This window comes from Asticcacaulis sp. AC460, assembly GCF_000495795.1.
In the GTDB taxonomy this organism is placed as follows: domain Bacteria; phylum Pseudomonadota; class Alphaproteobacteria; order Caulobacterales; family Caulobacteraceae; genus Asticcacaulis.
Genome location: NZ_AWGD01000008.1, coordinates 65,785 through 91,553 on the forward strand (window position 1 = coordinate 65,785; position 25,769 = coordinate 91,553).

At 62.1% G+C, this 25,769-nt stretch carries 28 protein-coding genes and 1 tRNA gene; 14 read left to right on the forward strand and 15 right to left on the reverse strand.

The genetic code is table 11. The features are described from left to right. Nucleotides 1-71: 71 nt before the first annotated feature. From ABAC460_RS28730 to ABAC460_RS28740, 3 genes are read right to left on the reverse strand one after another with little or no spacing between them, the layout of a single operon-like run. Nucleotides 72-599 (reverse strand): DUF1285 domain-containing protein, encoded by a 528-nt coding sequence (locus ABAC460_RS28730; RefSeq protein WP_235075757.1) that lies wholly within the window; start codon nucleotides 597-599, stop codon nucleotides 72-74. Beyond that, the gene (locus tag ABAC460_RS28735; RefSeq protein ID WP_023452055.1) at nucleotides 596-1,840 is read right to left on the reverse strand and encodes a cytochrome P450; all 1,245 of its coding nucleotides are present in this window, start codon (nucleotides 1,838-1,840) and stop codon (nucleotides 596-598) included. The genes ABAC460_RS28730 and ABAC460_RS28735 overlap by 4 nt, the downstream gene beginning before the upstream one ends. Then, nucleotides 1,837-2,955 carry an alpha/beta hydrolase gene (locus tag ABAC460_RS28740; RefSeq protein WP_023452056.1) on the reverse strand — a complete coding sequence of 373 codons (1,119 nt, stop codon included), beginning with the start codon at nucleotides 2,953-2,955 and terminating at the stop codon, nucleotides 1,837-1,839. The genes ABAC460_RS28735 and ABAC460_RS28740 overlap by 4 nt, the downstream gene beginning before the upstream one ends. Before the next feature lie 312 nt (nucleotides 2,956-3,267). Between ABAC460_RS28740 and ABAC460_RS28745 the strand changes: the two genes are divergently transcribed. After that, nucleotides 3,268-3,471 (forward strand): cold-shock protein, encoded by a 204-nt coding sequence (locus ABAC460_RS28745; RefSeq protein WP_023452057.1) that lies wholly within the window; start codon nucleotides 3,268-3,270, stop codon nucleotides 3,469-3,471. A 172-nt stretch (nucleotides 3,472-3,643) separates the two neighbouring features. Here ABAC460_RS28745 and gluQRS read toward each other — a convergent pair whose 3' ends face one another. Beyond that, nucleotides 3,644-4,435 (reverse strand): tRNA glutamyl-Q(34) synthetase GluQRS, encoded by a 792-nt coding sequence (gene gluQRS, locus ABAC460_RS28750; protein ID WP_023452058.1) that lies wholly within the window; start codon nucleotides 4,433-4,435, stop codon nucleotides 3,644-3,646. 192 nt (nucleotides 4,436-4,627) lie between these two features. Here gluQRS and ABAC460_RS28755 point away from each other — a divergent pair, with 192 nt between their 5' ends. Further along, on the forward strand, nucleotides 4,628-5,188 hold the full coding sequence (locus ABAC460_RS28755) for an HNH endonuclease (RefSeq protein WP_023452059.1): 561 nt from the start codon (nucleotides 4,628-4,630) through the stop codon (nucleotides 5,186-5,188). 113 nt (nucleotides 5,189-5,301) lie between these two features. Beyond that, entirely contained in the window at nucleotides 5,302-5,538 is a 237-nt protein-coding gene (locus ABAC460_RS28760) for a hypothetical protein (protein WP_081716445.1), read from the forward strand. Between the two features lie 98 nt (nucleotides 5,539-5,636). Here ABAC460_RS28760 and ABAC460_RS48080 read toward each other — a convergent pair whose 3' ends face one another. Beyond that, complete coding sequence (locus tag ABAC460_RS48080; protein ID WP_023452061.1) at nucleotides 5,637-7,727, reverse strand: gamma-glutamyl-gamma-aminobutyrate hydrolase family protein; 2,091 nt, start codon at nucleotides 7,725-7,727, stop codon at nucleotides 5,637-5,639. Between the two features lie 146 nt (nucleotides 7,728-7,873). On the opposite strand from ABAC460_RS48080, the gene ABAC460_RS28765 reads away from it, so the two are divergent. Further along, nucleotides 7,874-8,527, forward strand: coding sequence for a TVP38/TMEM64 family protein (locus ABAC460_RS28765; protein WP_023452062.1), 654 nt, complete (start codon nucleotides 7,874-7,876; stop codon nucleotides 8,525-8,527). On the opposite strand, the gene ABAC460_RS28770 is transcribed toward ABAC460_RS28765, so the two are convergent. From ABAC460_RS28770 to ABAC460_RS28780, 3 genes are read right to left on the reverse strand one after another with little or no spacing between them, the layout of a single operon-like run. Then, nucleotides 8,517-8,912, reverse strand: coding sequence for a TadE/TadG family type IV pilus assembly protein (locus ABAC460_RS28770; RefSeq protein ID WP_023452063.1), 396 nt, complete (start codon nucleotides 8,910-8,912; stop codon nucleotides 8,517-8,519). The two genes, ABAC460_RS28765 and ABAC460_RS28770, sit on opposite strands and share 11 nt — an antisense overlap. Next, complete coding sequence (locus tag ABAC460_RS28775) at nucleotides 8,909-9,358, reverse strand: TadE/TadG family type IV pilus assembly protein (protein ID WP_023452064.1); 450 nt, start codon at nucleotides 9,356-9,358, stop codon at nucleotides 8,909-8,911. The genes ABAC460_RS28770 and ABAC460_RS28775 overlap by 4 nt, the downstream gene beginning before the upstream one ends. Nucleotides 9,359-9,363: 5 nt before the next feature. Then, nucleotides 9,364-10,608 carry a pilus assembly protein TadG-related protein gene (locus ABAC460_RS28780; protein ID WP_052012718.1) on the reverse strand — a complete coding sequence of 415 codons (1,245 nt, stop codon included), beginning with the start codon at nucleotides 10,606-10,608 and terminating at the stop codon, nucleotides 9,364-9,366. Nucleotides 10,609-10,858: 250 nt separating this feature from the next. Between ABAC460_RS28780 and ABAC460_RS28785 the strand changes: the two genes are divergently transcribed. Beyond that, on the forward strand, nucleotides 10,859-11,764 hold the full coding sequence (locus tag ABAC460_RS28785; RefSeq protein WP_023452066.1) for an aspartyl protease family protein: 906 nt from the start codon (nucleotides 10,859-10,861) through the stop codon (nucleotides 11,762-11,764). Nucleotides 11,765-11,788: 24 nt separating this feature from the next. Here the strand turns inward: ABAC460_RS28785 and ABAC460_RS28790 are convergent, their stop codons facing one another. Genes ABAC460_RS28790 through ABAC460_RS28800 form a run of 4 tightly spaced genes read right to left on the reverse strand, consistent with a single transcriptional unit; the run spans nucleotide 11,789 to nucleotide 14,935 of the window. Further along, a complete protein-coding gene (locus tag ABAC460_RS28790) occupies nucleotides 11,789-13,060 on the reverse strand; it encodes an Nramp family divalent metal transporter (RefSeq protein ID WP_023452067.1) in 1,272 nt (423 codons plus the stop codon). Nucleotides 13,061-13,080: 20 nt separating this feature from the next. Beyond that, nucleotides 13,081-13,662 (reverse strand): demethoxyubiquinone hydroxylase family protein, encoded by a 582-nt coding sequence (locus ABAC460_RS0124160; protein WP_031236386.1) that lies wholly within the window; start codon nucleotides 13,660-13,662, stop codon nucleotides 13,081-13,083. Between the two features lie 53 nt (nucleotides 13,663-13,715). Beyond that, entirely contained in the window at nucleotides 13,716-14,270 is a 555-nt protein-coding gene (locus ABAC460_RS28795; RefSeq protein ID WP_023452070.1) for a disulfide bond formation protein B, read from the reverse strand. Between the two features lie 8 nt (nucleotides 14,271-14,278). Further along, entirely contained in the window at nucleotides 14,279-14,935 is a 657-nt protein-coding gene (locus ABAC460_RS28800; RefSeq protein ID WP_023452071.1) for a YqaA family protein, read from the reverse strand. Nucleotides 14,936-15,142: 207 nt separating this feature from the next. Here ABAC460_RS28800 and ABAC460_RS28805 point away from each other — a divergent pair, with 207 nt between their 5' ends. The 7 genes from ABAC460_RS28805 to ABAC460_RS28835 all read left to right on the forward strand — a co-directional run bounded on the left by ABAC460_RS28805 (nucleotide 15,143) and on the right by ABAC460_RS28835 (nucleotide 21,150). Further along, entirely contained in the window at nucleotides 15,143-15,598 is a 456-nt protein-coding gene (locus ABAC460_RS28805) for a MarR family winged helix-turn-helix transcriptional regulator (RefSeq protein WP_023452072.1), read from the forward strand. Nucleotides 15,599-15,735: 137 nt separating this feature from the next. Continuing rightward, nucleotides 15,736-16,464, forward strand: a complete 729-nt coding sequence (locus ABAC460_RS28810) for a hypothetical protein (protein WP_023452073.1) — start codon at nucleotides 15,736-15,738, stop codon at nucleotides 16,462-16,464. 7 nt (nucleotides 16,465-16,471) lie between these two features. Then, the gene (locus ABAC460_RS28815; RefSeq protein WP_155914571.1) at nucleotides 16,472-17,281 is read left to right on the forward strand and encodes a hypothetical protein; all 810 of its coding nucleotides are present in this window, start codon (nucleotides 16,472-16,474) and stop codon (nucleotides 17,279-17,281) included. A gap of 109 nt (nucleotides 17,282-17,390) precedes the next feature. Then, nucleotides 17,391-17,475 (forward strand) — tRNA-Leu (locus ABAC460_RS28820). A 171-nt stretch (nucleotides 17,476-17,646) separates the two neighbouring features. Next, nucleotides 17,647-17,778 (forward strand): Arm DNA-binding domain-containing protein, encoded by a 132-nt coding sequence (locus ABAC460_RS49535; protein ID WP_023452075.1) that lies wholly within the window; start codon nucleotides 17,647-17,649, stop codon nucleotides 17,776-17,778. A gap of 526 nt (nucleotides 17,779-18,304) precedes the next feature. Next, entirely contained in the window at nucleotides 18,305-18,568 is a 264-nt protein-coding gene (locus tag ABAC460_RS28825) for a hypothetical protein (RefSeq protein WP_023452076.1), read from the forward strand. Nucleotides 18,569-19,095: 527 nt separating this feature from the next. After that, nucleotides 19,096-21,150 carry an alkaline phosphatase D family protein gene (locus ABAC460_RS28835; protein WP_023452078.1) on the forward strand — a complete coding sequence of 685 codons (2,055 nt, stop codon included), beginning with the start codon at nucleotides 19,096-19,098 and terminating at the stop codon, nucleotides 21,148-21,150. A 42-nt stretch (nucleotides 21,151-21,192) separates the two neighbouring features. Here ABAC460_RS28835 and ABAC460_RS28840 read toward each other — a convergent pair whose 3' ends face one another. Continuing rightward, nucleotides 21,193-21,876, reverse strand: a complete 684-nt coding sequence (locus ABAC460_RS28840) for a hypothetical protein (protein ID WP_023452079.1) — start codon at nucleotides 21,874-21,876, stop codon at nucleotides 21,193-21,195. 22 nt (nucleotides 21,877-21,898) lie between these two features. Further along, on the reverse strand, nucleotides 21,899-22,336 hold the full coding sequence (locus ABAC460_RS28845) for a GNAT family N-acetyltransferase (RefSeq protein WP_023452080.1): 438 nt from the start codon (nucleotides 22,334-22,336) through the stop codon (nucleotides 21,899-21,901). Nucleotides 22,337-22,390: 54 nt separating this feature from the next. On the opposite strand from ABAC460_RS28845, the gene ABAC460_RS28850 reads away from it, so the two are divergent. After that, the gene (locus ABAC460_RS28850) at nucleotides 22,391-23,053 is read left to right on the forward strand and encodes a YiiX/YebB-like N1pC/P60 family cysteine hydrolase (RefSeq protein ID WP_023452081.1); all 663 of its coding nucleotides are present in this window, start codon (nucleotides 22,391-22,393) and stop codon (nucleotides 23,051-23,053) included. Nucleotides 23,054-23,216: 163 nt separating this feature from the next. Here ABAC460_RS28850 and ABAC460_RS48085 read toward each other — a convergent pair whose 3' ends face one another. After that, on the reverse strand, nucleotides 23,217-24,998 hold the full coding sequence (locus tag ABAC460_RS48085) for a lectin-like domain-containing protein (protein WP_023452082.1): 1,782 nt from the start codon (nucleotides 24,996-24,998) through the stop codon (nucleotides 23,217-23,219). Between the two features lie 302 nt (nucleotides 24,999-25,300). On the opposite strand from ABAC460_RS48085, the gene ABAC460_RS28855 reads away from it, so the two are divergent. After that, nucleotides 25,301-25,744, forward strand: a complete 444-nt coding sequence (locus tag ABAC460_RS28855) for a hypothetical protein (protein ID WP_023452083.1) — start codon at nucleotides 25,301-25,303, stop codon at nucleotides 25,742-25,744. The last annotated feature ends 25 nt before the right edge of the window (nucleotides 25,745-25,769 follow it).

The window sequence follows — 25,769 nt, forward strand, 5'->3', positions numbered from 1 at the left end:
GCCGGGCGGGGTGTGGATGTGGAGGCTGATAAGCAAGGAAACCGCAAGGATCGTTGCTGGCTACGCGTCGGTCAGATGGCGTCCGAGGTTGCGATCGGAAAGAACTGACCGTTTGAGGTTATTCCGAATACCCCGTCGCGGACTTCGGCCAGGGCGGCCAGGTCCTGGGCCAGGGCGCGAGTCAGGCGGGCTTCCAGGCCTCGGCGGACTTCGATGTAAGGGACGAAACCGTCGTCGTTATTCGTGAAGCGCAAGGGGTGGTCCGGGCCAGCGGTGACTGCGTCGTCGACATTCGTCCGGAAGGTCAGGGCGCCGTCGATCTGCGCCATTTCAACCGCGATGAAGGGAACGTCTTCAACCGTGATGCCCAGTTTTTCGACGGGTGTAACCAGGACATAGCCGTCACTGTCGCGGCGCAGGACCCGCGAGAACAGCCGCACCATGGCCGGACGGGTGATCGGGGTGCCGTTGTGAAACCACGTGCCGTCACGGGCAATGCGAATGTCGATGTGACCGCAGAAGGGCGGGTTCCAGGTTTCGACCGGTAGGGCCTTGTCCTGGGGCAGGTCGCGCAGGAAGGCCGGCAGGTTCTGCATCATGCGGCCCTGAAGGTGACGGGCAGGGCTTCGAAGCCGCGCACGGATAGACCGCGGCGGCGGACCGCCGCGCCGGTAGGTTCGATATCCTTCAGCCGGCGCAGCAGGGTCGAAAAGACGATGTCCAGCTCCATTCGCGCCAGGTGGTTGCCCAGGCAGACATGCGCGCCGCTGGCAAACGCGATGTGGCGGTTGGGCGTGCGGCCGGCGTCGAAGCGATCGGCCTGTGGGAATGTGGCTTCGTCGCGGTTGGCGCAAGCGTAGAGCAGGCCCAGTTTCGTGCCTTTCGGGATCTGCCAGCCGTTGAAGTCGATGTCGGCGGCGGCAAAGCGATGGAAGAAGGGCAGGGGCGCGTCGTAGCGGAACATCTCCTGGACGGCCGTGGTCATCAGCGACGGATCGGCGCGGAGGCGCTGCAACTGATCGGGATGGGCCAGCAGGGCGGCCAAGCCGTTGCCCAGGATATCAATGGTCGAGCCGTGGCCCGCCATCAGGATCAGCATGCAGGTCGAGATATAGTCGTCCTCGCTGAGGTCGCCGGCGTCGTAGCGGGCGATCAGCCGTGAGATCAGGTCGTCCTTGGGCCGGCGGCGGCGGTCGTCCGACAGGCGCAGCAGATAGTCGTAGAATTCGGTCGTGGTGCGTTCGGCCAGGGCTTTGCGCGCGTCGCTGCGGTCGATATCGAAATACTGGACGATGTCGTCGGACCATTGCCGCAGGGGACCGCACTCTTCCTCAGGCACGCCCAGGAAGGTGCCGATCACCGGCCCCGGCACCCTGGCGGCGAAGTCCTCGATAAAGTCCATCCGGCCGGTATCGATGACCGCATCCAGAAGCCGGTCGACATGGGCCTGGGTTTGGGCGTGCAGGCGTTGCAGCGACAGCGTGCGGAATTCGTTGAAGATCATCCGGCGCAGGCGCTGATGGACCTCGCCATCGGCATTGAGCAGGGAGAACTGCACGAAGCGGCTGTGGTGCGGCATGTCGTGCCAGTTGTCGCGTACCTGCTGGGCCGCGATCTCGTCGGGTGTCATCACCGCTTCGGGCGAGCGGACGCAAGACGCATGGACGGCGGCCGCGGCGACGTCGTCAAAGCGCGACAGCAGCCAGATGTCGTAGTCAGCGAAATACCACGGCGCGCCGTAATCGCGCAGGCGGGTATAGGCGGGGTAGGGATCGTCGGCGAAGGCGTCGGACAGGGGGGCGAAACCCAGGTCCGGTTGCGATCCCGGCAGGGGCTTCATGCCACGTCCTGGTTTCTTGGCTGGTTTCTTGGCTGGTCGGGATGGGTTTCCTCGGCCCCGTTCAAGCGGATGAGTTCCAGCCAGTTCTGCGCCATGTCGCGCGTGGCGGCGCGCACGCCGTCGACGACGCTGGCCAGCAGGTCGAAGCCCAGAGGCAGGCTGTCATAACGGCGATAGACGACCTTGGTGCGGGCGGCAATCAGGCGTTTGGCGAAGGCTTCGGCCTGGGGCGCCAGCGGGTCCAGGCCGGCGGCGGCGATCAGGGTGCGGGGCTGGCCGATGATCAGCTTTTCATGCGCCGGCGAGACGCGGGGATCGGTCAGATCTGCGCCGGCCCCGGCGCCGGCATAGTGCGATATCATCTGGTCGAGGTCGTCGGCCGTGACCGGCCACAGGCCCTCGGTCGAGGTTTTCATGGCGCCATCGCCCAGGTCGAGCAGGGGCGTGACCAGCAGTTGCGCCACCGGCAGGGGCTTGAAGTCGCGTTTGAGGTCCAGGCACAGCCGTGCCGCCAGGTTGGCGCCCAGGGTTACGCCGCCGACGGCGACCTCGCCGCTGCGCGAACCCAGGCGGACGGCGTGGGCCTGGGCCCAGTCCCAGGCGAGGCGCGCGTCGTCATAGGCGGCCGGGAAGCGATGGGCGGGCGCCAGGCGATAGTCGGGCAGGAAGACCGGGCAGCGGGCTTCATGGGCGAACAGGGCGCAGAAGGCCTTGGACAGATCGGGGCCGCCGATGATACCGCCGCCCTGGTGGAAAAAGACCAGCAGGGGTGCGTCGGGCGCGATGACCGCCGGTTTGATGATGATGCCGCCAATGCCGCCCGGTGTGTCGCCCGCGGCCGGTTCGATCCTGACCTTGATCCCGGCGGGCAAGCCGAGCAGAGCGGCGGCCTGCTGCCATTCCTCACGCGCGCTTTCCAGGCTCTTGCCGCTCAGGCTGAAGGTGACCTCCTGCTTGGCGGAGGTGAACCAGGTGCGCCACAGGAACTGGATTTGCGCATCCAGGGTCCGGCCGCCGACATAGACCACGCCGCCGCCCGAAAAGAAGCGCAGCACCGCGCTGGGCAGGGACAGGATCTGGCGCAGCAGCCACAAACGCAGGAAAGGGGATGTCATAATTACGTTTCCTAGCACCTTTTCTGAGTTGTTTAGCGGAATTTTGGCCTTCAAACGGGCAAAAGTGGGACATTTTGGCCGAAATCCAGCAGAAAATGCCGGTGGATTCGCCAAAAACCGTGTGTTTTCGTTTGACGGTCACGGAAACTGCTGTCTTACTTGGGTTACAATCCGTTACTCTGGCTGCCTATGCTACCGGGATTTACAGGGTCTTGTGCCCTTTGGTCTCAACCGCCTGCTACCGAGACGATTGTACGTGACGTGTTACGCACGTTGCGCCTCGATAACAGCTCGGACCAAAGGAGAGCACACATGGCCGAAGGTACCGTAAAGTGGTTCAACAGCACCAAGGGTTTTGGCTTCATTCAACCGTCCGCGGGCGGCAATGACGTCTTCGTTCACATCTCGGCCGTTCAGCGCGCCGGCCTGCAAGGCCTGGCCGACGGCCAGAAGGTGTCGTACGAGCTGCAGAACGAGCGCGGCAAGACCGCCGCGGTCGATATCAAGCTTCTCTAAGCTGCTGCTACCGGAGTAAAAGCGTTTCGAAAGCGCAGGCCGCGAGAGTGGTCTGCGCTTTTTGTTTGCCGGAAGATGGGGGCGGAGTCTGTTGAGGAAGATACCCCTCCGCCGGCTTCGCCGGCACCTCCCCACTTCGTGGAGAGGAGGGAGTTCGCGTCATCGTGCGGGATTAGGCTTGAGCCTTCGGAGCGGTGTCCAGCATGGTGCGAATGTCTTCGGGAGACAGGCCGGCATTGCGGTAGTCCTGTAGGGATTTAGAGCCCTTGCGTTTGGCCAGGCGGCGGCCTTCGTCGTCCAGCAACAGAGCGTGGTGTGTGTAATGGGGTGTCGGCAGGTCCAGCAGCGCCTGCAAAAGCACCTGGGTGTGGGTGGCGTCGAACAGGTCGTGGCCGCGAACCACATGCGTGATGTCCTGCCGGGCATCGTCGATCACCACCGCCAGATGATAGGCCACCCCGATGTCCTTACGGCCCAGGATGACGTCGCCGTTGATCTCCGGGCGGGCCGGATTGTCGTTGAATTTTAATGCGTCATAGCGCGCGCCGAGGTGTTGGCGAGCAGCGTCAAGCGACAGCCGCCAGGCCGGAGGGGCAGGGGTGGTTTCAGCAACTTCGTCACCTTGCGGGGCGCTGAGGGCGGCTTCGGCCTGGCCCTTGCGCGTGCGGCTGTCGGCATAGAGCACGCCCATGTCGCGCAGACGGTCCAGGGCCGCCTGGTAGTCTGTCAGATGTTCGCTCTGGCGAAGGACGGGCGTTTCCCATTTCAGGCCCAGCCAGGCCAGGTCGTCGAAGATCGCCTGCTCGAACTGCGGACGGCAACGGGTGTGGTCGATATCCTCGATACGCAGGATAAAGTCGCCGCCGTGGTCCTGGGCGAAGTGGTAGGCCGTGAGCGCGCTGAAGGCGTGGCCCAGGTGCAGGTAGCCGGTCGGAGACGGCGCGAAGCGGGTGCGTACGGTCATGTTCGCTTACTACACCACGCGGTGCCGGCGGGCCACAGATTGGGAAATCTCGGCTGTCGTAAAAAATTGACGTTTCTTTTGCCTGGAATCGGAGTCAAACTATCCACAGGCACCGTCTTCCAGCCGAAGGAGGTTCGTCTTCAAACACTGTTGTTTCCTTTCGCCGCAATCCGTTCAACCGGGGAGGCGGCCATGCAAGTCCTGAAAGCGCCGCCACACGACTGGCGCGCCCTTGTGCTCAACGCCGATTTTCGGCCCTTGTCCTATTACCCGCTGTCGACCAAGCCGTGGCAGGACGTCGTCAAGGCGGTGTTCGAAGATCGCGTAGACGTAGTCTCGACCTACGACATCGAAATCCATTCGCCGTCGATGAAGATGCTGTTGCCCAGCGTCGTGTCGCTGAAGACCTATATCGACCAGAACCGCCCGCCGGCCTTTACCCGATACAATGTCTTTCTGCGCGACCGGTTCTGCTGCCAGTACTGCGGTTCGCCGCACGACCTGACCTTCGACCATGTCGTGCCGGTCAGCCAGGGCGGAAAGTCGTCCTGGACCAACATTCTGACGGCGTGCGCCCCCTGCAACTTGCGTAAAGGGGGAAAAACACCCATCCAGGCGCGAATGATGCCGACAAAAAATCCACACCGGCCCACAATGTTTCAATTGCAGGAGCTGGGGCGGCGTTTTCCCCCTAACTATCTTCACGAAAGTTGGATAGATTACCTGTACTGGGATACGCTCCTCGAGGCGTAGAGGGTTTCATTTTACAGGTCTTGGCATAGAATATGTCGTCTCCGGTGCGGTTTGAAATGGACAGGCGCGCGTTTGGCGTCGTGAACTTCCCGCGGCCGCGCGGCAAGACGCGTATGCCTATGGAACCGCTGACCAAGGCGTTGCAATCGACGTTGGGCGTTCGCATCCAGGCCAAACGCAAGTGGCTGTTCGGCCGCAAGCATCACAGCTTCCTGTTCATGGGCGAGCAGGTGCAGATCTGCCTGCTGGAAAATGGCGACGCGACCTTCGACCTGGGCCTGGTCGACGACGAAATCCGCGAGACCTTGCTGGAACATCTGCGGACCAGCCTGGAGTTCGAAGGGCGTTAGAGCGCGTTTCGATCCGGAAGAATCGGATCGGCGCTCTAAACTTTTGTTTTGACGCGCATCTTTATCCAAAAAGTGCGTCACACTTTTTGGGATGCGCTCTAAACTTCCGCCAGCGGCTCCGACAGGGCGCTTTCCTCGGCGCTGCGTTCGGCGGCGCGCAGGCGGGCGGCTTCAACCAGTTCCCGGAAAAGCGCCAGGCACGAACGCCGGTAGATCATCAGCTCGGGATGGAACTGCACGCCGATCCAGAAGCGGCGCGACGGATCCTCGACCGCCTGGATGATTCCGTTGGGTTCACGCGCCGTCACGCGCAGGCCGGCGCCGACGCGCTCGATCGCCTGGCGATGGATGGCGTTGACGCGGACCTCGGGTTTTCCGAAGATCATGTGCAGCTTCGAGCCGGCGGAGATACGGATCGGCTTGCGCAGAAAGATCGGCTCGATCCAGCCCTCGGCCGAGACCGGCAGGTGGAAGCCGGTCAGGTCGGCGTGCAGGGTGCCGCCGGCAAAGACGTTCAGCATCTGGGCGCCGCGGCAGACCCCCAGCACTGGCAGGTCATGGTCGCGGGCGCTGTTGGCCCAGGACGCTTCCATGTCGCCGCGCGCCAGGTCGTAGCGGTAGCCGTGTTTGGGTTTGCCGTTATAGGTTTCGGGAAAGACGTCCGAGCCGCCGCCAAAGACCAGGCCGTCGATGGTACGTGGATCGCCGGGCGCTGCCGCCGTCAGCTTGACCGGCCGGCCACCGGCGAGCCAGACCGCCAGCTTCATCGCCCACCAGGCCAGCAGGTCGCCGCGCGCGGGCTTGGTGATGCCGATGGCCGGCCGCCGCCTCGCCACCGGGTCGCGCGGGGGCGGAAGCGCTTCGGTCCGGTAGGTGATTTCGGGCGGCAGTTTGCGGTGGCGGATCAGGTGGCTAAGCACGAACAAGGCGCCCAGGCCGACCAGCGGATCCTTGTCGCTGCTGAGCTCGCTGGGGGCTTCGCGATGTTTGGCGATGGCCGTGGTCATGGCTTCGAGGACGTCGTGAGCCGAGGCTGTCGACCCAAGCGCTGAGGCCGCCTCTTCCATGGCGCGGGCGAGGCGGCCGGTGACCAGGTTGCGCTTGGCCCGGCGCCAGGCGTCGGCGGCGGCGTTCAGGTGCGGATCCGATGCGGCGACGTCTTCCAGGGTAGCCAGCAGCCAGACGGCCGGTGTGCGGGTGACCACGCCGACCTCGGCCTGAGGCTCTTCGACCGGTAGGCCGATGGTCTGGCGGTACAGCAGCCACGGAAAGTCGACGCCGGTTTCGATCGAATGGAAGATGCCGGCCCAGAAGCGGGCATTGATCTCGATCATCTGCGGCGGATCGGCGTCCTGGCCGGTCCAGCGGAAGTCGATCTCGCAGACTCCGTCCCACGTCGTCGCCTCCAGGACGCGGACGACGGCGGCGCGGAACGGCTCGGCGTCGACCGACTCGCGGATGGCGCCGGCGCCGGCCTTTTTCGGGAAGGTGGCCAGGTTGCGGTAGGCCATGATGGCGCCCAGTTCGCCGTTATGCGCCAGGGCCGCGACGCAGTAGTCGTCGCCGGCCGCGAAGGTCTGGATCAGCGGCGGGGGATCGAAGCCCAGGGCCGTGGCCTGGGAGGTCAGTTCGCCGCGGTTGTGGGCAATGGTCACCCCTCGGCCGCCGACGCCGGTGACCGGTTTGACGATCAGGGGAAAGTCCAGGTCGATGCGGTCGAGGTCTTCGGGCGAGGTGGGGCTGAACCCTTGAGGCGCGGGCAGGCCGAGGTCAGCGATCAGATCTCCGAAGCGGTCCTTGGTCTGGACCAGGTCGATGCTGGCGGCGTCGGGCGCGGCCACCCGGATCAGCGGTTCGAAGCGGTCGCGGTGGCGGGCGATCAGTTCGACCTCGCGGAAGACCGGCATCAGGACATAGGGGCGGCCGTCGCGCGGGGCATGGGTACGCACGGCCTTTTCGAGATCGTCGAGATAGCGGGCGGGGTCGCTTTCCCACGGCGCCACGACGAAGGTTTCGCGGACATGTTTCGAAAACGTCAGGACCGTCATGGCGACGTCGTCGCAGCCTATGACCTCGATGCCGCGTTGCGCCAGCGACCGGGCGATGACCAGGGCCATCAGGCTGCGGCCATAGGTCAGGATGACCCGGCCCGGGTGGGGTGTTTCGTTCGCCGCCGCGCTTGAACCCATTTGTATATCCATTATGCCATGACCGTCGCCGACGCCTTTTCCGTTTACGGGGAACGGCGCACAGTGCCGTTGATACGGGTCAAGTTCATAAGTTTTCGACAGGTCTTTGTGTGGCGCATGTAACCCAGGCGAGGGGATCGTCCCCGATGCGATTGTGGCTGAGCCTGGCGGCTGTCACGATCGTGGCCGGACTTGCCTGGCATTACGGCATCGGGATCGCTCATGTGAAGGCGCTGCTGCTGCCGTTGCAGGAGATGCAGGCCCGGTCGCCGTGGCTGTTTGCCGCCGGCTATCTGGCGGTTCATATCCTGCTGGAAGCCCTGTGCGCGCCGTTCGAGATACTGCTGGCGGTGATGGCAGGGGCGCTGTTCGGGCCTGTGCTGGGGGCGATCCTGGCATCGTTCGGTTCGACGATCGGCGGAACGGCGGCGTTTTCATGGTCGCGGTGGCTATTGCGCGAGCGGGTGCGGGCGTGGTTCCCGCGCCGTTCGGCCATGGTGGATGAGGGCATGGCGCGCGACGGCGTGCTCTATCTGGTGACCTTGCGGCTGCTGCCGGTGGTGCCGTTTTTCGTGGTCAACCTGCTGGCCGGTTTGACGCCGATTCGCACGCGGACCTTTTACCTGATTACCCAGATTTCGCTGTTTCCAGCCATATACCTTTATGCCAATGCCGGTACGCAACTGGCGCGGATCGACGCGGTGAGCGATATCCTGTCGCCGGCCTTCCTGGGCGTGCTGACGCTTCTGGCGATCCTGCCGTGGCTGGCAAAATGGGGATTGGCCAGGATTAAGACGTAACGACCGGTACCACCAGGCTGGAGCCCATCGAAATCGACGAGTCGGTCATCAGCGGCACTGAGAGCAGGAAGTCGTAGGTCCAGGTGACGCGCCGGACCTGGACGTCGGTGGCGATCTGCTCGGTGGTGACGGTGACGTTAAGGTCGTCGACTGGCACCGCGACCAGCATGCCCATGGCGTTGGCTTCGATGGTCGCGGCCGAGGTGGCCGGATCCAGGATCAGGCTGCGCGACGACCGTTCGATCGCGTTGCGCACGGTCCCGCCGCAATAGACGCCATAGCCGACATTGAACACGCCGATCAGGCCCATGATCAGGACCGGGGACACCAGGGCGAATTCCAGCGCCGTCGCCCCCGACCGGTCGCGACCAAAACCACGCCTCATCTGACGCGGACCTCCTGCTGGGCGATGATCGAGGTGTCGGTGTACCACCCGTCATAGGGCTGGACGATCGATACCCGAACATAGGCCAGCGGGATGGATGAGTCGGCGCACACCGTCGAGCAGGTGGCGGCGATCGAGGCGCAATAGCATTGTTTGACCGCCGAGACCGTGGCGTCCTGGGTTTCCGGCCTCCACGAGGCCAGCACGATGCTGCGAGCGACGCCCAGGTCCGAGCCGCCGCGCATGACGTACTGCGCCGCGCTTGAGACGCTGGAGCGCATGGCCTTTTCCTTCATGGTGACGGCCGAGAGGTCGTCGACCGCGGCCAGGACGCCCAGCAGGATCGGTGTCACCAGAGCGAATTCGACGATGGCGGCGCCCCGTTTTTCACGGGCGAACCGGCGGATGAGGGACTTCAGGTTCAAGGGGGGGATTGTCTTGATCATCGGGTCTACTCCACAAGTTTAACGACGCCGCCGACGGCAAGGGCGCTCATACCGTAGGCAGAGCAATCGATGGCGACGGTGGTATTGCCGCTCCACGCAATCGTGCGGGCGACAAGCTGGGTGCAACCGTTATGGCCCTGGAAATTGCCCAGGTACGAAACGGGTTGTTTCGGAAAATAGATGGCGCCGGTCATCTTGGAGGCCATGTTGCCGTTGACCGTGATGCTGGTCGTGGTGCCATTGCTGCGGCTGCCGAAGAACAGCATCCCCTTGTAGGTGCCGGTGGTCGGCGGAGTCAGGGTGAGGACGGTATTGCCGTTGAAGGCCAGGGTGGCATTGTTGGTCAGGTAGAACATGACCCCGCTGCCGCTGAGGGTCGAGTTGCCGTTCACCCGAAAGGTGCCGCCGTCGATGATATAGACGCCTGGATTGAAGGTGACGTTCTTGTTGATCGCAAGGCCGCCGCAGTAACGGCCGGGCTGAAGCGTGGCGCCGTTGGAATTCTGGCAGGTGCCTGGAACGGTCGGTTCCGGCACGTTGCGGAAGGGATCAGCGACCGGCGGCAGGCCGGTCTTGGCCGAAGTGCAGACCGTCTGGGTGACCAGAGCGCCGAGCGACACACCGCCGGTCGTCATCAGGCAAGGCGCCGTGACGCGGGTCGAGCCCTGGCTGTAGATGGACGAGGCCGACAGCGAATTGGTCATCACGTTGCAGCCGGTGAAGGTCGCCGTCGAATTGCCCGAGAAATAGACCGCCTGGTTGGCCGAGGTGTCGAGCGCCAGGACGCAGGCATTGGAGGCATTCTGGAAATTGGCGACGGCGCGCGACCTCAGCGTGATGACGCTGTCGTCGAAAACCTGGGAGAAGTAGCGCGGCTCGCGGCGGGTAAGGATGACCTCGGCGGACTTGTCATCCTTGTGTGTGCCGGAAGTCGGCGGCGCATGCAGGGTAACCGTGCCCAGAGTGGCGTTGAAGCCGTTGGCAGCGGCGGCGGACTGGGCTGCGGCCAGCATGGCCTGGGGCGAGGATCCCGCCCGCTTTTCCAGGCCGGCGGCATAGGCCGCGGCGTCGGCCGCCTGCTGCAGTTTGCCCTGATCCAGATACCAGATACCGCTTTCGAGACCGAAGGCCGCGCCTCCCGCGACCAGCGGCACGCTGAAGGCAAAAATCGTCGCTACGTTGCCGGACTTGTTCCGTACAAAGCCCCGCAAACGCTTGTGGAAGTCCCAGACCATAACCGCACCCACCATCGTTGCAGATCAAGGGTTACGCCCCGAAAATTTCACAGGTGTAAAAAAATCCGGTTAAATCCCGTTAAGCTTCGTAAATTTTTCGCGCCAGTGGGGAATTGTTCCGGCTGCTGTTCGGCGGGCTTTGGCTGTGCTATCTTCGGGACATATAAAAAGCAAAAACCGGGGAGAATTCATGGACATGGTAGGATCGTACAGGCGCAGGCGTGATGTGCTTGCCGGGGCTGCCGCGCTTGGTTTCTTGCCGTCAATGGCGAGTAGTCAGGATGTTGCAACCCAAGCGGCGCCGTTAACCGAAGACAACGAGGTCGCGGCGCTGGACGCGCGCAGTAATTACGACCGGCTGACCGTACCGGTGACGGTCAATGGCAAGGGGCCTTACCAGTTCATTGTCGATACAGGCGCGGAGTCGTCGGTACTGTCGGATCGGGTCGTTGCGGATCTGGGGCTGGGCAGCGGCGTTGACGTGATCGTCGAAGGTTTGGCGCGGCGTATTCCGACGAAAGCCGTCGAGGTTGCGGAATTGGGTTTTGGCGCATTTCACCGCAAGAATCTGCTGTTGCCGGTCTTGCCGCGGACCATGCTGGGCTGTGACGGCTACCTGGGGCTTGATGCGATCGAGCGAACGCGGGTGACGTTCGACTTCGCTCATAAGCAGGTGCGCATCGAACAGGCGCGAAACATGCCGTGGGAGACGACGCGGTCAGATGTCTCCCGCATCAAGATGGAGGGCCACGCCGGTTACCTGCGCACCGGTGAATGCTGGGTCGACGGGGTCATGGCCACGGCATTTATCGATACGGGCGCTGAGGTGTCGATGGGTAATCCGCCGCTGCTGGCGGCTTTGCAGCGCAAAAAACATGTGGCGGATACGCTGGGGCAAATCACTCTGGTCGGGATTACGGGCGGCGAGATCGAGGGACAGGTGGTTGCGGTGCAGGCGATTCAGATGGAGGACCTGAGATTTACAGACGGCGTTCTGGCCATTGTCGACGTGCCCAACTTCACGATTTGGCAGGTGGACAACAAGCCGGCCTTCCTGATGGGGATGAACTTCCTGCGGCAGTTCGCCAGCGTCGCCATCGACTACCGCGCGCGGGAACTGCGCTTCGAACTGGCGCGGCTGGATAAGGAAACGGGGCGGTACCTGGCCTGACGCCGGATCGGGTTTTTAAAGAATCTATCCGAAAAACTGGAAATATACCAGGCAGCCGGCGGCCAGGGTCATCAGTACCAGGGCCAGGCCGCCCAGGAGGTTCGACACGCGGCCGTTGGTGAATTCGCCCATCACCGCCTTGTTGTTGGCGATATGCAACAGGATACCGATCAGAACCGGCGCGGTTACACCGTACAGGATGGCCGACCACAGCAGGGCCTGGATCGGCGAGATGCCGAGGTAGTTGATGCCGAGCCCCACCGCCAGCGACACGATCACGACGCCGTAGAAGGCCGGCGCCTCATGGAACTTCTTGTCCAGTCCCTCCTGCCAGCCGAAGGTCTCGGCGACGATATAGGACAGGCACCCCGATAATACGGGGATGGCCAGAAACCCGGTGCCGATGACGCCTATAGCGAACAGGTAGTAGGCCGCATCACCCGCGACCGGCCGCAGCGCCTCGGCGGCTTCGGCGACGGTATCGATGTGATGGATGCCGGCCGTATACAGGGTCGATCCGGCCGTAAGGATAATGAAGAACATGACGATGCTGGAAAACAGCATACCGAGATCGACATCGAAGCCCATCTCCCTGATCAGGCGCTTGTCGACCACGACCTGTTTCTTATGCAACTGAACTTCGGCTTCCATGGTGGTCTGCCAGAAGAAGAGGTAGGGCGATATGGTCGTCCCCAATATAGCGACCAGCACGCCGACGAAGGCCTTATCGAAATGAAATTCCGGAACAAGCGCGTGGCGCAGGACAGCCATCCAGTCGGTGCGGGTTATGAACGGCACCGCCAGATAGACCAGCAGTACGGCGCATAGCCATTTCAGCACCGAGGCCAGTCTTTGATAGGGCAGGGCAATGATGGCTGCCAGCAGCAGTGCCGTGAAGACGACGCTGAATGCCTGGGCGTGAACCTGGGGGAAAATCAGGTTGGCCACAGCGCCCATGCCGGCGATATCGGCGCCGATGTTCAGCACGATGGCCGGAACGCTGAACAACAGCATCAGCCACAGGACCGGCTTCGGATAGGTCTTGCGCAGGATGCCGCACAGGCCCTGTGACGTCACGAGACCGATGCGGGCGCACATCTCCTGGATCGCAGCCATCAGCGGAAAGGTGATCAGTGTGGTCCACAAGGTGGCCAGGCCATATTGTGCACCGGCTTGAGTGTAGGTGGCGATGCCCGACGGGTCGTCGTCGCTGGCGCCTGTCACCAGGCCGGGGCCGAGGGATTTCCACAGCCTGGAAAGGCGTCCGGGTTGGGCAGGAGCCTGTGGCGTTTCCATACGGTTCCCTGTTTGGGGGCTTACAGCTTTTCGCTGATCTTGATGGCGACGCGGCAGCCGGCCTTGATCACGGCCGAGAGCAGCGGATAGGCCGGGGCCTCGTGCGCGCCCTGTGCGACGGCGTGGTCGTGGTGGCCCAGTTCGTCGTCGCGGTACTTCGACAGTTGCGCCGCCAGTTCGGGATCGGACGCCTGAAGTTCACGCACCTGATCGGCATAGTGCTCGCCGATGACGCTTTCGACCGCTTCGGTACAGGCGTGGGCGGCCTTTTCGCCCAGAAGGGCCGTGCCGACGCCCAGACCCAGGGCGGCCAGGCGCCAGACCGGCGTCATAGCCGTTGGCCGGACCTTGTTGTCGCGCAGGAGTGTTTCGAAGGCGTCGAGATGGACCTGCTCTTCGCCCTCCATCCGGGTAAACTGTTCGGCCAGGCCGATGTGCGGTGTCTGGCGGAAGACGGCGCTCTGGCCGCGATAGATGTGCACGGCCGCCAGCTCGCCGGCGTGGTCGACGCGCAGGATTTCTTCCAGCCGAGCACGGCTTTCACCCTGACCAGGACGAGGGGGGGCGGGACGGGGAGGAACGGGCTTGAGCGGTTGGGTCATGGCGATATCCTACCACAGATCGGCAGCGGCGCGACGCGGCGTTTTGAAGCGGATTAGTGCTTCTTCTTGCGGCGGAAGCGCAGCGACGCGATCAGGCTGAGGAGGGCCAGGATGGCGCTGGCGATAGCGTTGTAACCCGCCATGGTGATGCCCCACATCTGCCAGGCGATCACGTCGCACATCGGAGGTTTGGACGTGGCGCCGCCAAGGAAGGCGGCCATCGAATCGATACTGAGTTCGCTGCTGTCGGCAGTGCAGGTTTCCGGCCCCCGCCACCAGTGCTGCTCGACCCCGGCATGGAACAGGGAAATGGCGAACCCGGTGGTGAAGATGGCGAACAGGACGAAGGAGAAGACGCGCGGCGGGCCCTTGGCGCCGGTAAACAGCGCCCAGACCGAGGCCACCAGCGAGACCCCCACCGCGATCCAGTAGACATCACGCTGCTTCAGGCACAGGTGGCACGGATGCAGTCCGCCGAATAGCTGGAAGCTCCAGGCCGTGGCCAGCATGGCCAGCGACGCCACGAGCGCGGTAATGCTCCACCAGCGTGAAAAGGCCAGCCGGAGTTTGGCGCCGGCGTCGGTGGAAGGTTTGGGCGTGAGTGACACGAAGAGCCTCAGTGCGGGATCAGTTTGATGGCGACGATTCCTAGCACGATCAATACGACCACAACAGTGCCCACAAAATAGAAGCGTTTTTCCAGTTGCTCCGTGATTTGCGGACCGAAGCGCTTGCAGGCCCAGGCGACCAGGAAGAAACGGGCGCCGCGGGTGGCGGCGCAGGACAGGAAGAAGGGCAGGAGGGACATTTTACCCAGGCCGGACGCGATGGTCACCAGTTTGAACGGAATGGGCAGGAAGCCTTTGATCAGGATCACCCAATGGCCGTACTGTTGCATCAGGTGCTGGAAGTCGGACAGGCGGTCGCCATATCCGAGGAATTGCAGCAGGGACCGGCCGACCGGCTCGAAATAGTAGCCAATAGCGTAGCCGAACAGAGCGCCGAGCAGAGACGCAATGGTGCAAACCAGGGCAAAACGATAGGCGCGGTCCGGACGCGCCAGAATCATCGGCGCCAGCATAAGGTCGGGGGGGAGGGGAAAGAACGAGCTTTCCGCAAACGAAATAGCGAACAGGCCCTTTTCGGCATGGGGACCGGCGGCGATCTTCATCATCCAGACATAGAGCTGGCGCGGCCACATGGCGATCGTGCGCAGCGGCGCCGGCAGGCGTTTGACGAATTCGGGAATTTCGGAGGAGGGCGTCTTGGACACGGGGGATGCGGATTCCGATGGCGTGGGCCTCTCCCTTAGCAGCAGATTATGCACTTGTCGCCCCGCAAACGGCGGCGTAAGCGCTTACATTCTGGAGCCGGTTTCCTAACCTTTAGCGAAAATAGACAAAGCCTTAACTATTACTGATTTGTCATTGGCGGCTGGGTAGGGCATCAGCTAGCCTACCGACAAAAGGACCGAGTTTCCATGCCGCATTCTTCGTTGACCCTGGACGAATACACACCCTACCGCCTGGCGGTGGCCTCCAGCGCCGTCAGCACCCTGATTTCGACGGCCTATGACAGCCTTTATGGCCTCAAGATCCCGGAATGGCGGCTGATCATGATCCTGCGCGAGGACGGGCCTTCGACCCAGCAGGCCCTGGTCAAGCGCGGCGGCATGGACAAGGTGACGATTTCGCGCGCCGCCCAGGCCCTGGCCAAGCGCCGGCTGATCACGCGCGCGCCGCACGAACACGACGGCCGGTCGCACCACCTGATTCTGACCGCGGAGGGTGAACGCCTGTTCGCCGATGTCGCGCCGGCGGCGGCCGAATATGAGAAGGTTATGCTGGCCGATTTCACGCCGGACGAGGTGGCGACCTTCAAGAAGCTGCTGCGCCGTGTCGAAGAAGCCGCGCTCAAGGCACAAAACAACCGCTGACGGGCGAAGTCGCGGATTCCTGACGCAAAATCGGTGATGCGGGATGGCGTGCCCCTTGTCTATCTGTTAACCTTTGTGGTTAGCTGGATCAGGACACGGCGGGATACCGTGTTGTCACGCGTAAGGGAGGAGGGGGCTTGCAGGTCGATTATACCAATGACGGGCACGGCTTACCGTCCGACTTCCCCAGCGATCCCGTTTTCCAATGGGACCTGATGCTGGGCTTTGTCGGCCTGGTGCTATTGGCGCTTGTCCTGGCGGGCCTGTTCATCTTCTTCCAGCGGCTGGGCCGCCAGATGGTGCTGCGCGAAGCCGACGACGCCATCGTCAAGAAGGCCGATCTGGTGTCGAAAGCCCTGTCGCGCGCCGCGCGTGCGCCGCGTGACCAGCAGGAGGCCAAGCTGGCCGAAGCGGTCGGAGAACTCGACAAGCATTTCGGCGCCACCCTGGCCGCCGCCGCCGGTGTCAGCAAGGCGATCGGCGCCGTCAACACCTCTCTCGAAGGGCTGACGGAAGGGGCGCCGCAGGCGAACGGGCTTTTTCCGAACGGCAGCCATGTGCAGGGCAATACCATCATCAATATCGCGGTGAATAACGGCGAAATGTCGAATGGCAACCCGGGCGTGCCTCCCATCGGCGGCCAGCCGGCGGCAGCACCGGCGCCGGACATCGAGGTCACGCCGCGCGAACGGCATGAAATCGTCTGGGAGGCAATTCAGCGTCTGTTCGACTACTGGAAATTCCGCTCGGCGGTGGTGGCGCAACTGCGCGCCGTGCGTCAGCAACTGGATCATTCGCCGTCCTGGGAAGCGCCGCGTCCCGAAGGCGGTGCGGCGGTGTTCGGCCGTCGCGATGAAGCGTCATGAGGGTGGCATGAACGACTTCGATGACAATTTCGGCGGACCGGCCGACGCTTACAACGATCCCTACCTGATCGACTCGGCGCTCGATCCGTACATCTTCGTCACCCTTGGCATGCTGGCCCTGCTGGTCGTGGTGGTTTGCCTGGTCGGCTATTATATCGGCCGCTCGGCGACGCGGCGGCGGCTGGAAGCCGAGCGCAAGGCGTCGCGCGACGCCATCTACGGCAATGTGCGTTATGCCCTGGACAAGGCGCTGAAATCCTCGGGCGCGGTGATCCTGGAACGTGGGCGTGAAGTCGCCGACATCCTGGACGCCAGATTAGGGTTGCTTCTGGTGCTGCACAACAAGCTCGGCAAGGCCGTGGCGACCTTGCGCGGCGCGCCGAGTGCCAAGAAGCCCCAGGCGGCGAAACCGGCGGGACCGAAGGTCGCGCGTGGCACCTACAGCCATGCCTTCGAGGTGACGCAGGCCCTGGAAGATCTGAGCGACTTCTGGACCGAAGCCAATGTCAAGAAACTGCTTGAGGATGCCCAGCGCGAATTGAGCACGCCGCCGTCCGCGCCGGTGGTGCAAAATGCGTCGATGTTCAAATGGGAACGCAAGAAAGCGACCGCGGCCGACGTGGTCAAGGGCGCTCTGGACGACGCCAACAAGGCGGGCACGGCGCCGGTAGAGCCTTTGCCGGGCGAACCCGCGCCTGTAAAGGCCGAGGAAGCGCCGCCACCTCCGGAACCGGATCCGACGCCGCCACCGGCGCCCGCACCGAAACCCAGGCGCGGCGGCCCCCTGCCGGCGCACAAGCGGAATATGCTGGCTTAAACGCTTCGGCGAAGCGATGGCGCGAGTTTCGTCTTCATCCACAAATCCTGCCAAAAACGGTCTTGCACCCGTTTGCGAAAGTCTTTATCTCTCCGGCTTCTTGCCTCAGGCCCCTGTGGTGGAATTGGTAGACGCGCCGGATTCAAAATCCGGTACCGCGAGGTGTGTCGGTTCGAGTCCGACCGGGGGCACCATCAGAGCGTTCATAACGCTTCGCGGGCATTTGAAAATCCCTTATAAATATGGTATCTCAGGCTTGAAAGTGTTCACAGGTCTTCGCATTCCTTCGCCCGTACTCAGGCATTTTGGGGGTCATGATTGGGGTCACTTCACATTCGACTCCATATCGTGAAGGAAGTGACCCCTTGGCATTGTCAGACACCTCGCTCAGAAACGCCAAACCCAAGGAAAAGCAGTACAAGCTGCACGACCTAGGTGGGCTGTTCGTTATCGTCCGACCGAGCGGCGGTAAGCTGTGGCGCATGAGCATGGCATGAGTATCGAGCCCGCTTTGAACAAGTCGACAGGTCACTTGGAGCCGCTATTGAAAAGATCATTGACGCTTCGGGCAGTCACGCCACTAACCCGGACGCCGTCTTTGAAAAGGTAGGTGACTGAAAATTCGGCTACATGGATTGCAGATTTTACGATTCCGCATGTGAACTCGATAAGAATATTTGTGATTTTTTCTTATTTATTATCACGGAGGCTGAATGGCTGAATGGCTGAATGGCTGAATGGCTGAATGGCTGAATGGCTGAATGGCTGAAAATGGGGCCTCACTGTTTAGGCAAACCGAACGATCCTGGTTAAATTTGGTTAGAATATATTGAGAGGTTTTCTCCGGCGACTTTGATCGTAAGGTTTAACCACGTTAAATTGTGTTGGTTCATGGGGGCGCACAAGCGCCAATGCTTAGGAGACGTCGAAATTGGCGAAGCAGCAGCCGCACGGCGGCAAACCTTTCCCGCATTATGCGGGAAAGGTGAGGCCAACATAGACCCGGAAAGAGTTCGAAGTCCAATGCAAACGGTTAAGATCACAGTTGTAGAGAGGCGACATGACGACGAAAAGCTTGTAGAGACCCGTTTTGTTGATGTGGAGACAGATCGGCGACTTACCGGCTTGGTCGCTCGCCGCATTCTTCGGCACCAGTTCCCGGAAATTGGAGAGGTCTTTATTGTTAGCAAGACCGAGTCTGGCTGGACAATTCAAAAAGCACTGAAGCCGGGCGAATGTTGCGAATATCATTTTGTCTGGCGGCACTACAACCTCATGCCCGCCTAATCACGCGCCGCATATGCCAGCCGTTTTCGAGGTACATTTGCTTTGAAATTTCTCGCAAAGTCCTCTTGAAGTGGAGAAGGTTCTTTGCAGTCATAGTGTCCGCATCAACGCGCGACCAGACGACGTGAGCAGGACGCCGCCCTTCCTTTTCATGGAAGATGATCATGCGCGGGTGCCCGAGTATAGCGGTGACCCTTGCCAAGGCCTGATGTTCTTTTAACGGCGCGTTTCCTCGGGTGCGGCGGGGCGCGGTTAGAGGCTGGTCAAAAAGCTTTGCCTTGATGTATGTGGCAAGGGACATCGGAGCCGCCCAGCCATAAACGTGACTTTGCCATTGTGGCCAAGACCGGGGCGAGACCAACGCCGAGGCTTTGGTAGGCAGGCGGCACAGAGAAGGTTCCGAAAATTTCGATATAAATAGTTTGAGGTGAAATCGCAGGGGGCTCGCCTCGACAACCTTACGATGGGTTAACTTGACTTGGGATCGGCGGAGGCAAAGGATCGGCCCCGTCAACCGGGGACATGACATGGATCGACGGAAATTCCTGGCCGGCGCGACTGCGCTCGGCGTCAGCGGACTTTGGGCGGGTCGTACAGTAGCCGCCTCACGTGTCGCCTGGCGTGAGGATCGGGCGCTCTATCCGCAGGGCGTCGCTTCGGGCGATCCCGATGATCACAGCGTCATCCTGTGGACCCGGCGGCCGTTCGAACAGGGTGATCGCCATGAACTGACCGTCGAGGTGGCGCGGGACCCGCAGTTCCGCAAGGTCGTCGCCACTGCGCGCGTTCCCGTGCTCGCGGTGGCCGACTGGACCTGCCGCGCACTGGTCGGTGGCCTGGCGCCGGCAACCGTGCACTGGTACCGCTTCACGGACGACAGCGGCGCCGGCAGCCGCATCGGCCGCACGGTAACAGCCCCGAAAGTGTCGGACCCCAGGCCCGTCCGTTTCGCCTTCGTGTCGTGCAACAGCGTCAATGAAGGGGCGCAGAATGCCTATCGCCGGATGATCTGGGAGGACGAGCGCGCGCCCGATGATCGCAAGATCGGCTTTGTGCTCCACCTCGGCGACTTCATCTATGAAGTCATGGAATATCCCGACGAAGTGCAGCATCGTTATGGGCGGACCGTCTACGATATGGGCCGCATTCCCGATGCGCGCAAGGTCGGTAATTTCCATGTGCCGACGACGCTTGAAGGATACCGCTTCGTCTACCGCGCCCATATCAACGATCCCGACATCCAGGACGCGCGCGCTCATTTCCCGTTCGTCTGCATGGGCGACAATCACGAATTCTCGTGGCAGGGCTGGCAGAGTTTCGTCAAGTTCGGCGGCAAGATCGAACCCGCCCAGCCGCTGCGCGTTGCCGCCAACCAGGCGTGGTGGGAATATATCCCGTCGCGGGTCCGCAAGGTCTCCGGCGCCGGTTTGGAGCAGTTCGATCCCCCCGCGGTCGCCCTGGCGCCCATCGAGACCTTCGACGGTGATGGTTTCGGCACCGAGGCCAACAATCGCACCGCGGTGGACAGTATGGTGGCCTATCGCGCCATGCGCTACGGCCGCAATGTCGAGCTGATGGTCACCGATTTCCACAGCTACGCCATGGAGTATCCGGCCAGCCGGCCGGAGACGGACGTGTTCGATTTTCCCTTCCCGGTGTATCCGCAGGAGCTGATGGAGATTGTCGATGGCGGCCGTGACTATAATAGCGGCAATCCCCCCGAAACCATCACCATCGGCGACAAATCGGCACCGAACTTCCGCAAGGACGAGCCGGCCTTCACGCTTTTGGGGCGCGATCAGAAGGCCTGGCTGAAGGATCGGCTGGCGCAATCGAACGCGACCTGGAAGATCTGGGGCGCGACCAACGGTCCACTCGATGCGCGGACCGACCCGCAGAATTTGCCGGACGAACTCGTGGACATGAAGTGGCCCGGCAAGGATTTTGGCACCTTTGGCGGCGCCGATTTCAGCAGCGCGTTCGCCGAGCGCGCGGAAATCTACGATCATGTCCGTGACCATAAGATTTCGGGCTTTGTGACGGTATCGGGCGATCGCCACAGCTTCTGGGCCGGATATGCCGCGCCCAGATTGCCGCCCGCCGGTTTCGATCCGGTGGGGTTGAGCTTCATCACCGGTTCGGTCTCGGCGCCGGGCATGGCGGAAGCGTCCGAATATTATAAGGACTTTCCCCTGTTGCCGCTTTTCGTACGCAAGCCGGAGGGGGGCGCTCCTGAGGCGACCGTCAACCTGACGATCAAGCGGGGGGTGCGTGCAGCGCTCGAATATGCGGCCAGCGGTGATATCGACAAGGCGCGGGCGCTGACCAACCCCGATGTCGCGCCACACCTGGAATTCGTCGACATGGCCGGGCATGGCTATTGCGTTGTCACCGCCGGGCCAAAGGCGATCGAGACCGAGTTCGTGTGCATCGTCCGTCCGGTCACCCGGGCAACCACGCCCGACGGTGGTCCGCTGCGTTACCGCGTTTCGCATCGTGCAGGGTTGTGGCAGCCGGGTACGGCGCCGAAACTGGAGCAGAGTGTGCTCGAAGGCGAAGGCGAGGCCAAGCTGTCGATGTGATAACGCTTCAGGGGACAGGCAATGTTGTCCGCCGCTCCTGTGCTAGACGGGGCGCGGTTTGCGCTGCCAGGACACTTCCCGCCAGCGGCGCCGGTCCGGCGACAGGCCAGATTTGCGGTCGTAGACGAACTCGCGCCCCAGGATCATATCCAGACCCGACAAGGCGAGACGGGGCAGAGCGTGCGACAGCAGCACCGGCGCGTCCTCGTCCTTTTTGACCGTCATCTGGATGCCGGTGAATCTGACCGGACCCTCATAAAGAAAGGGAATGACCTCAGGCCGGTTTCCGCCCCAGTTGTATTCCGCCGACCAATGGACCATGAGGTGCTGTTCATCCAGCCAGTCTCCAATTTTCAGCCGGTTTTGCGTCAGGGCCGGCGCGTCATTGCCATAGAAGGCTTCGGTCTCCACCTGGTCGCTTTCGGTCAGCCGCAGACCCGTGATGTCTGCCAGGTCGGCCGGAAAGGCCAGGCCGTCAAGAGGTAGGCTGAGATCGGGGGCAGGTTCGGCATCCTCACCCGAATGTTCGTCGACCGAGATCGACAGGTCCCACCAAGCATGCGTGTAATCCGGACCGTACAGCCAGGCATGGATGGGCTGGCCGAACAAGGATTTGCGCTGCACTGCCCAGGCTTCCGTGGCGACGCCGATGCTCAATTCAGCGCTTTCTATGTCCGTGATGACACGGTGATCGATGTGCAGACGCGGTGCCGGAAGCTCAGTCATGGGGTACCTGAAAACGAAGAGATCAGACCAGGAGCTTGGCCATGGTGACGTGGGGGATGGTGACTTCGGTGTATTCGTCGCCTTCGACGATGTAGCCGTGGCGGGCATAGAAGTCACGCGCCGTAACCCGCGCGGCCAGGATGATGCGCGTGGCGCCTTCGGTGCGGGCGGTTTCTTCGGCGGCGGTCAGGAGTTGCGCTCCGATCGACTGGCCACGATGCGAGTCCGCCACGGCCATCTGGCGCAGTTTGAACGTGTCCGCCTTGTACGGCGTCAGGACGACCGTGCCTATCAGGTCTTCGCCGGCAAAGGCGGCCAGGTGGATATCGCCGGCTTCCGTGGTCAATTGCTCCGCCGTAAAGTCGAGCCCCAATGGCGTGCGCAGGATGGCGCGGCGCAAAGCCACCATGGCGTCGTAGTCGGGGGTCGAATGGGCGATGCGGCGGACGGCAAGGGGCATGGTCAAGTCCTGGAAGTTGTGGTTGTGTAGGTCAAATCGCCGGTGGGGGGCAAGATGAAACGCAAGACATGGCTGATCGGGATCACCGCGGTGCTGACCGTGTTGATCGTCTATGCCGGGGTGCGTGTCATGAGCAAGGCGCCGGACTTTCGTGACGGCGATCTGATATTCCAGACCTCAGACAGCAACCAATCGGCAGCGATCCTCGCCGCGACCGGCAGCGCCTTTACCCATATGGGAATCGTCGAAAAACGCAGAGACGGCTGGTACGTCATCGAGGCCGGCGGGAACGTGAGGTCAGTGCCTTTGCGCAGTTGGGTGAAGCGCGGCAAGGGCGGGCGTTATGCGGTCTATCGCCGGGATTTGACGCCGGATCAGGCGCGTACCGTCTTGAAGGCGGCGCATCGGCTGGATGGCCGGCCCTATGACATCTTCTTTTCGTTCAATAACCGCGCCATCTATTGCAGCGAGTTGCCGTATCTCGCCTATGGCAAGGCCGGGTTGACGATCGGCACGGTCCAGAAGGTGCGCGATCTGAATGCCGACAACGGGTTGGCCAAATCGCTGATCGAAAAGCGCTGGCAGCGGCATGAGGACTGTAAGGGGCTGGAGTTCGAGGCCTGTTACGCCCGGATACTCGACCAGGATCTGGTGACGCCGGTGTCGATCGCCAAGGACAAACAGTTTCGGCAGGTTTTCAGCAATTATCCGTTTTAGGAGAGCGTTTAGAGGCCGGACATACCATCAGCCGGACAGATATGGCCGTGTTCGAGGTCAAGCTTCTGCGGGCCAAATCCCCCACCGTCTCATTTGCTTCCAGCAAATGATCCACCTCCCCGCATAGCGGGGAGGTATAAGGTATTTATTTTGCTGATTTTTTTTACCACACAATGTGCGCCAGCACGTCAGCGGTGGTGGCGTTGTTGACCGTGATGATGTTCGTGCTGTTGATCGTGATCAGCACGTTCGAACCCGACTGGGTGACGAACTCAGCGTGCGTGACGCCGGCGGTGAAACCGTTGATGTTGATCGTGTCGTTTTCCGCGGCGCTGAAGTCGGCAATCGTGTCCTTGGCGGCGCCGAACTGGAACAGGAAGATATCCGCCCCCAGGCCACCCGTCAGGACGTCCTTGCCGCCCAGACCGTTCAACGTGTTGTTGCCGCTGTTGCCGATCAGGGTGTTGTTCGAACTGTTGCCCGTGGCGTCGAGGTTTTCTGTTCCGGTCAGTTGCAGGGTTTCAACATAGCGGCCGTGCAGGTTGTAGCTGACGCTGGCATAGATGATGTCGTTGCCTTCGCCGGTGGCTTCGGTGACGCGGCTGTCGCTGTTGCTGACGTAGAAGCTGTCGTCACCCAGGCCGCCGACCATGGTGTCGACGCCGGCCTGGCCGTTCAGGACGTCGTTGCCGGCGCCGCCATCGATGCGGTTGTCACCGGAATTGCCGTTGATGATGTTGTTCAGCCCGTTGCCGGTGCCCTTGGTGTTGGCCGTGCCCGTCAGGGTCAGGTTTTCCAGGTTGGCGCCCAGGGTATAGCTGACATGGGATTGGACCGTGTCGGTGCCTTCGCTGGCGCCTTCGGTCACGACGTCGCCGGCGATGTTGACGACGTAGGTGTCGTCGCCCAGGCCGCCGGCCAGGGTATCCGCGCCGGTGCCGCCGTTGAGAATGTTGTTGCCGGTATTGCCGGTCAAACTGTTGTCGAGCGTATTGCCCGTCAGGTTGATATGGCCTTCACCGCTCAGGATGCCGACTTCGACGGCGGCGCCCGCCAGGGAGTAGGTCACGGAGCTGTAGACCGTGTCGGTGCCTTCGCCGACTTCCTCGTCGATACGGTCGAGGCTGCTGTCGATATAGAAGCTGTCGTCGCCCAGGCCGCCATACAGCAGGTCGTTGCCCGTGCCGCCGTCCAGGATGTCATTACCGGCGGCGCCCGACAGGCTGTCATTGGCGCCATTGCCGTTGATGGTGTCGTTGGCGCCGTCGCCGGTCAGGACGTTTCGGTCGGCGTCGCCGTTCAGCGCGACGGTCTGCGAGTCGTAGCTGAAGGACAGGATGTCGTGGATTTCGGTCGAACCGCCGGTGCTGGCGGTAAAGCCGACCGAGACCAGGTTGGTGTTCAGCACGGCGATCAGGTCGATGGCATAGGTCAGCTGCGCCGTCGCCGGCTTGATGCCGTTGTCCGACAGGAAGACCGACAGGGTGCCGCCGCTGTATTCGACCCATACGTCCCAGACATTGCCGTTGTCCATGGGTGTCTCGACTTCGGAATAGGCCACCGAGGTCACCGAGCCGTCCTGGTCGATGCCGATATGGTTGCCGTTTTCATTCGCGTTCTGCCAGGTGTCGAACTCGATGGCGACGCTGTTGGCCAGGCCGGCATAGCCCAGGCCTTCGCCGTAACCCGAGGCGCCATTGCCGGTTTCACCAGCCGCCAGGACAAAGGTCAGGCCGTCGGCGCCGCCATTGCCGGGTTCAGTGATGCGGAACTGGAAGTGGCTGGTGAAGGCGGCCGCCGAAACCTTGGTGTCGGAAAACACCGCGCCGACGCTGTTACCACTGGTCGAGTTCAGTCGAAGAACCGTGCCGTCTTCGGTTTCGACCGCAGCGGCGGCGTTATACAGATCGAGACCGGTCAGGTCCGAGAAATCGTCGTATTGCATGTTCCATCCCCGGGGTCTTTTCTTTTAAAAGACCTCATCTATCATCGTATTTATTAGACAAATGACGGTTTTAACTTATCAAGCCAAGAAAAAGGCCGTGATAACAGCGGTTAACGTCACGTTTATGATTATGAACAAAACCCCGTTATCTGGCAACCGGGAATTTCATTTTTGAAAAACATTTGGGTGATTCGGCGGGTGTGCGTTTGCCGTTCGCTAACAAAATAAGGCGCAGAGGCTTATCGACCCGCGGTGCGGACTGGCCTAGGTTCGCCGGGAAACGATATCAAGGAGACACCACCATGACCCGGACCCTTTTGATTGCGACGGCTTCGCTGCTGGCCCTGGCGGCTTGTTCGCCGAAGACGGAAACGTCCACGACGACGACCACGACCACGACCACCAGTGTCATCGCCGAGTCCGCGGCGACCTCGATCACTTCGGCGGAGGCGTCCTTCATTGAATCATCGGCGTCGCTGGACACCTTCACCGGGAAGTGGACCGGACCGGAAGGGACATCGCTGACGGTCACGCCCAATGGCGGCACCTATAAGGTGACGGTGGTCAATCTGGACGGTCCGCGTGATTTTGCCGGTATCGGGGTCGACAACGGGATCAAGTTCACCCGCGACGGTCAGGCCTTTACCATCCGCAAGGGCACCGGCGACGACACCGGTATGAAGTGGCTGGCCGGCAAGAAGGACTGTATTGTCGTTGCTCTCGGCGAAGGCTATTGCCACGACTAACGGCGCACGGTAGGCAGCCTTCGAA

What these genes read in the sequence shown, in the direction of transcription:
- ABAC460_RS48085 (WP_023452082.1), bottom strand. Translation starts at nt 24,998, where the DNA reads ATGCAATACGACGATTTCTCGGACCTGACCGGTCTCGATCTGTATAAC.
- ABAC460_RS28770 (WP_023452063.1), bottom strand. Translation starts at nt 8,912, where the DNA reads ATGAGGCGTGGTTTTGGTCGCGACCGGTCGGGGGCGACGGCGCTGGAA.
- ABAC460_RS28850 (WP_023452081.1), top strand. Translation starts at nt 22,391, where the DNA reads ATGAAACGCAAGACATGGCTGATCGGGATCACCGCGGTGCTGACCGTG.
- ABAC460_RS28840 (WP_023452079.1), bottom strand. Translation starts at nt 21,876, where the DNA reads ATGACTGAGCTTCCGGCACCGCGTCTGCACATCGATCACCGTGTCATC.
- ABAC460_RS28765 (WP_023452062.1), top strand. Translation starts at nt 7,874, where the DNA reads ATGCGATTGTGGCTGAGCCTGGCGGCTGTCACGATCGTGGCCGGACTT.
- ABAC460_RS28845 (WP_023452080.1), bottom strand. Translation starts at nt 22,336, where the DNA reads ATGCCCCTTGCCGTCCGCCGCATCGCCCATTCGACCCCCGACTACGAC.
- gluQRS (WP_023452058.1), bottom strand. Translation starts at nt 4,435, where the DNA reads ATGACCGTACGCACCCGCTTCGCGCCGTCTCCGACCGGCTACCTGCAC.
- ABAC460_RS28855 (WP_023452083.1), top strand. Translation starts at nt 25,301, where the DNA reads ATGACCCGGACCCTTTTGATTGCGACGGCTTCGCTGCTGGCCCTGGCG.
- ABAC460_RS28805 (WP_023452072.1), top strand. Translation starts at nt 15,143, where the DNA reads ATGCCGCATTCTTCGTTGACCCTGGACGAATACACACCCTACCGCCTG.
- ABAC460_RS28815 (WP_155914571.1), top strand. Translation starts at nt 16,472, where the DNA reads ATGAACGACTTCGATGACAATTTCGGCGGACCGGCCGACGCTTACAAC.
- ABAC460_RS0124160 (WP_031236386.1), bottom strand. Translation starts at nt 13,662, where the DNA reads ATGACCCAACCGCTCAAGCCCGTTCCTCCCCGTCCCGCCCCCCCTCGT.
- ABAC460_RS28785 (WP_023452066.1), top strand. Translation starts at nt 10,859, where the DNA reads ATGGCGAGTAGTCAGGATGTTGCAACCCAAGCGGCGCCGTTAACCGAA.
- ABAC460_RS48080 (WP_023452061.1), bottom strand. Translation starts at nt 7,727, where the DNA reads ATGGGTTCAAGCGCGGCGGCGAACGAAACACCCCACCCGGGCCGGGTC.
- ABAC460_RS28755 (WP_023452059.1), top strand. Translation starts at nt 4,628, where the DNA reads ATGCAAGTCCTGAAAGCGCCGCCACACGACTGGCGCGCCCTTGTGCTC.
- ABAC460_RS28790 (WP_023452067.1), bottom strand. Translation starts at nt 13,060, where the DNA reads ATGGAAACGCCACAGGCTCCTGCCCAACCCGGACGCCTTTCCAGGCTG.
- ABAC460_RS28735 (WP_023452055.1), bottom strand. Translation starts at nt 1,840, where the DNA reads ATGAAGCCCCTGCCGGGATCGCAACCGGACCTGGGTTTCGCCCCCCTG.
- ABAC460_RS28740 (WP_023452056.1), bottom strand. Translation starts at nt 2,955, where the DNA reads ATGACATCCCCTTTCCTGCGTTTGTGGCTGCTGCGCCAGATCCTGTCC.
- ABAC460_RS28775 (WP_023452064.1), bottom strand. Translation starts at nt 9,358, where the DNA reads ATGATCAAGACAATCCCCCCCTTGAACCTGAAGTCCCTCATCCGCCGG.
- ABAC460_RS28835 (WP_023452078.1), top strand. Translation starts at nt 19,096, where the DNA reads ATGGATCGACGGAAATTCCTGGCCGGCGCGACTGCGCTCGGCGTCAGC.
- ABAC460_RS28825 (WP_023452076.1), top strand. Translation starts at nt 18,305, where the DNA reads ATGCAAACGGTTAAGATCACAGTTGTAGAGAGGCGACATGACGACGAA.
- ABAC460_RS28745 (WP_023452057.1), top strand. Translation starts at nt 3,268, where the DNA reads ATGGCCGAAGGTACCGTAAAGTGGTTCAACAGCACCAAGGGTTTTGGC.
- ABAC460_RS28730 (WP_235075757.1), bottom strand. Translation starts at nt 599, where the DNA reads ATGATGCAGAACCTGCCGGCCTTCCTGCGCGACCTGCCCCAGGACAAG.
- ABAC460_RS28780 (WP_052012718.1), bottom strand. Translation starts at nt 10,608, where the DNA reads ATGGTGGGTGCGGTTATGGTCTGGGACTTCCACAAGCGTTTGCGGGGC.
- ABAC460_RS28760 (WP_081716445.1), top strand. Translation starts at nt 5,302, where the DNA reads ATGCCTATGGAACCGCTGACCAAGGCGTTGCAATCGACGTTGGGCGTT.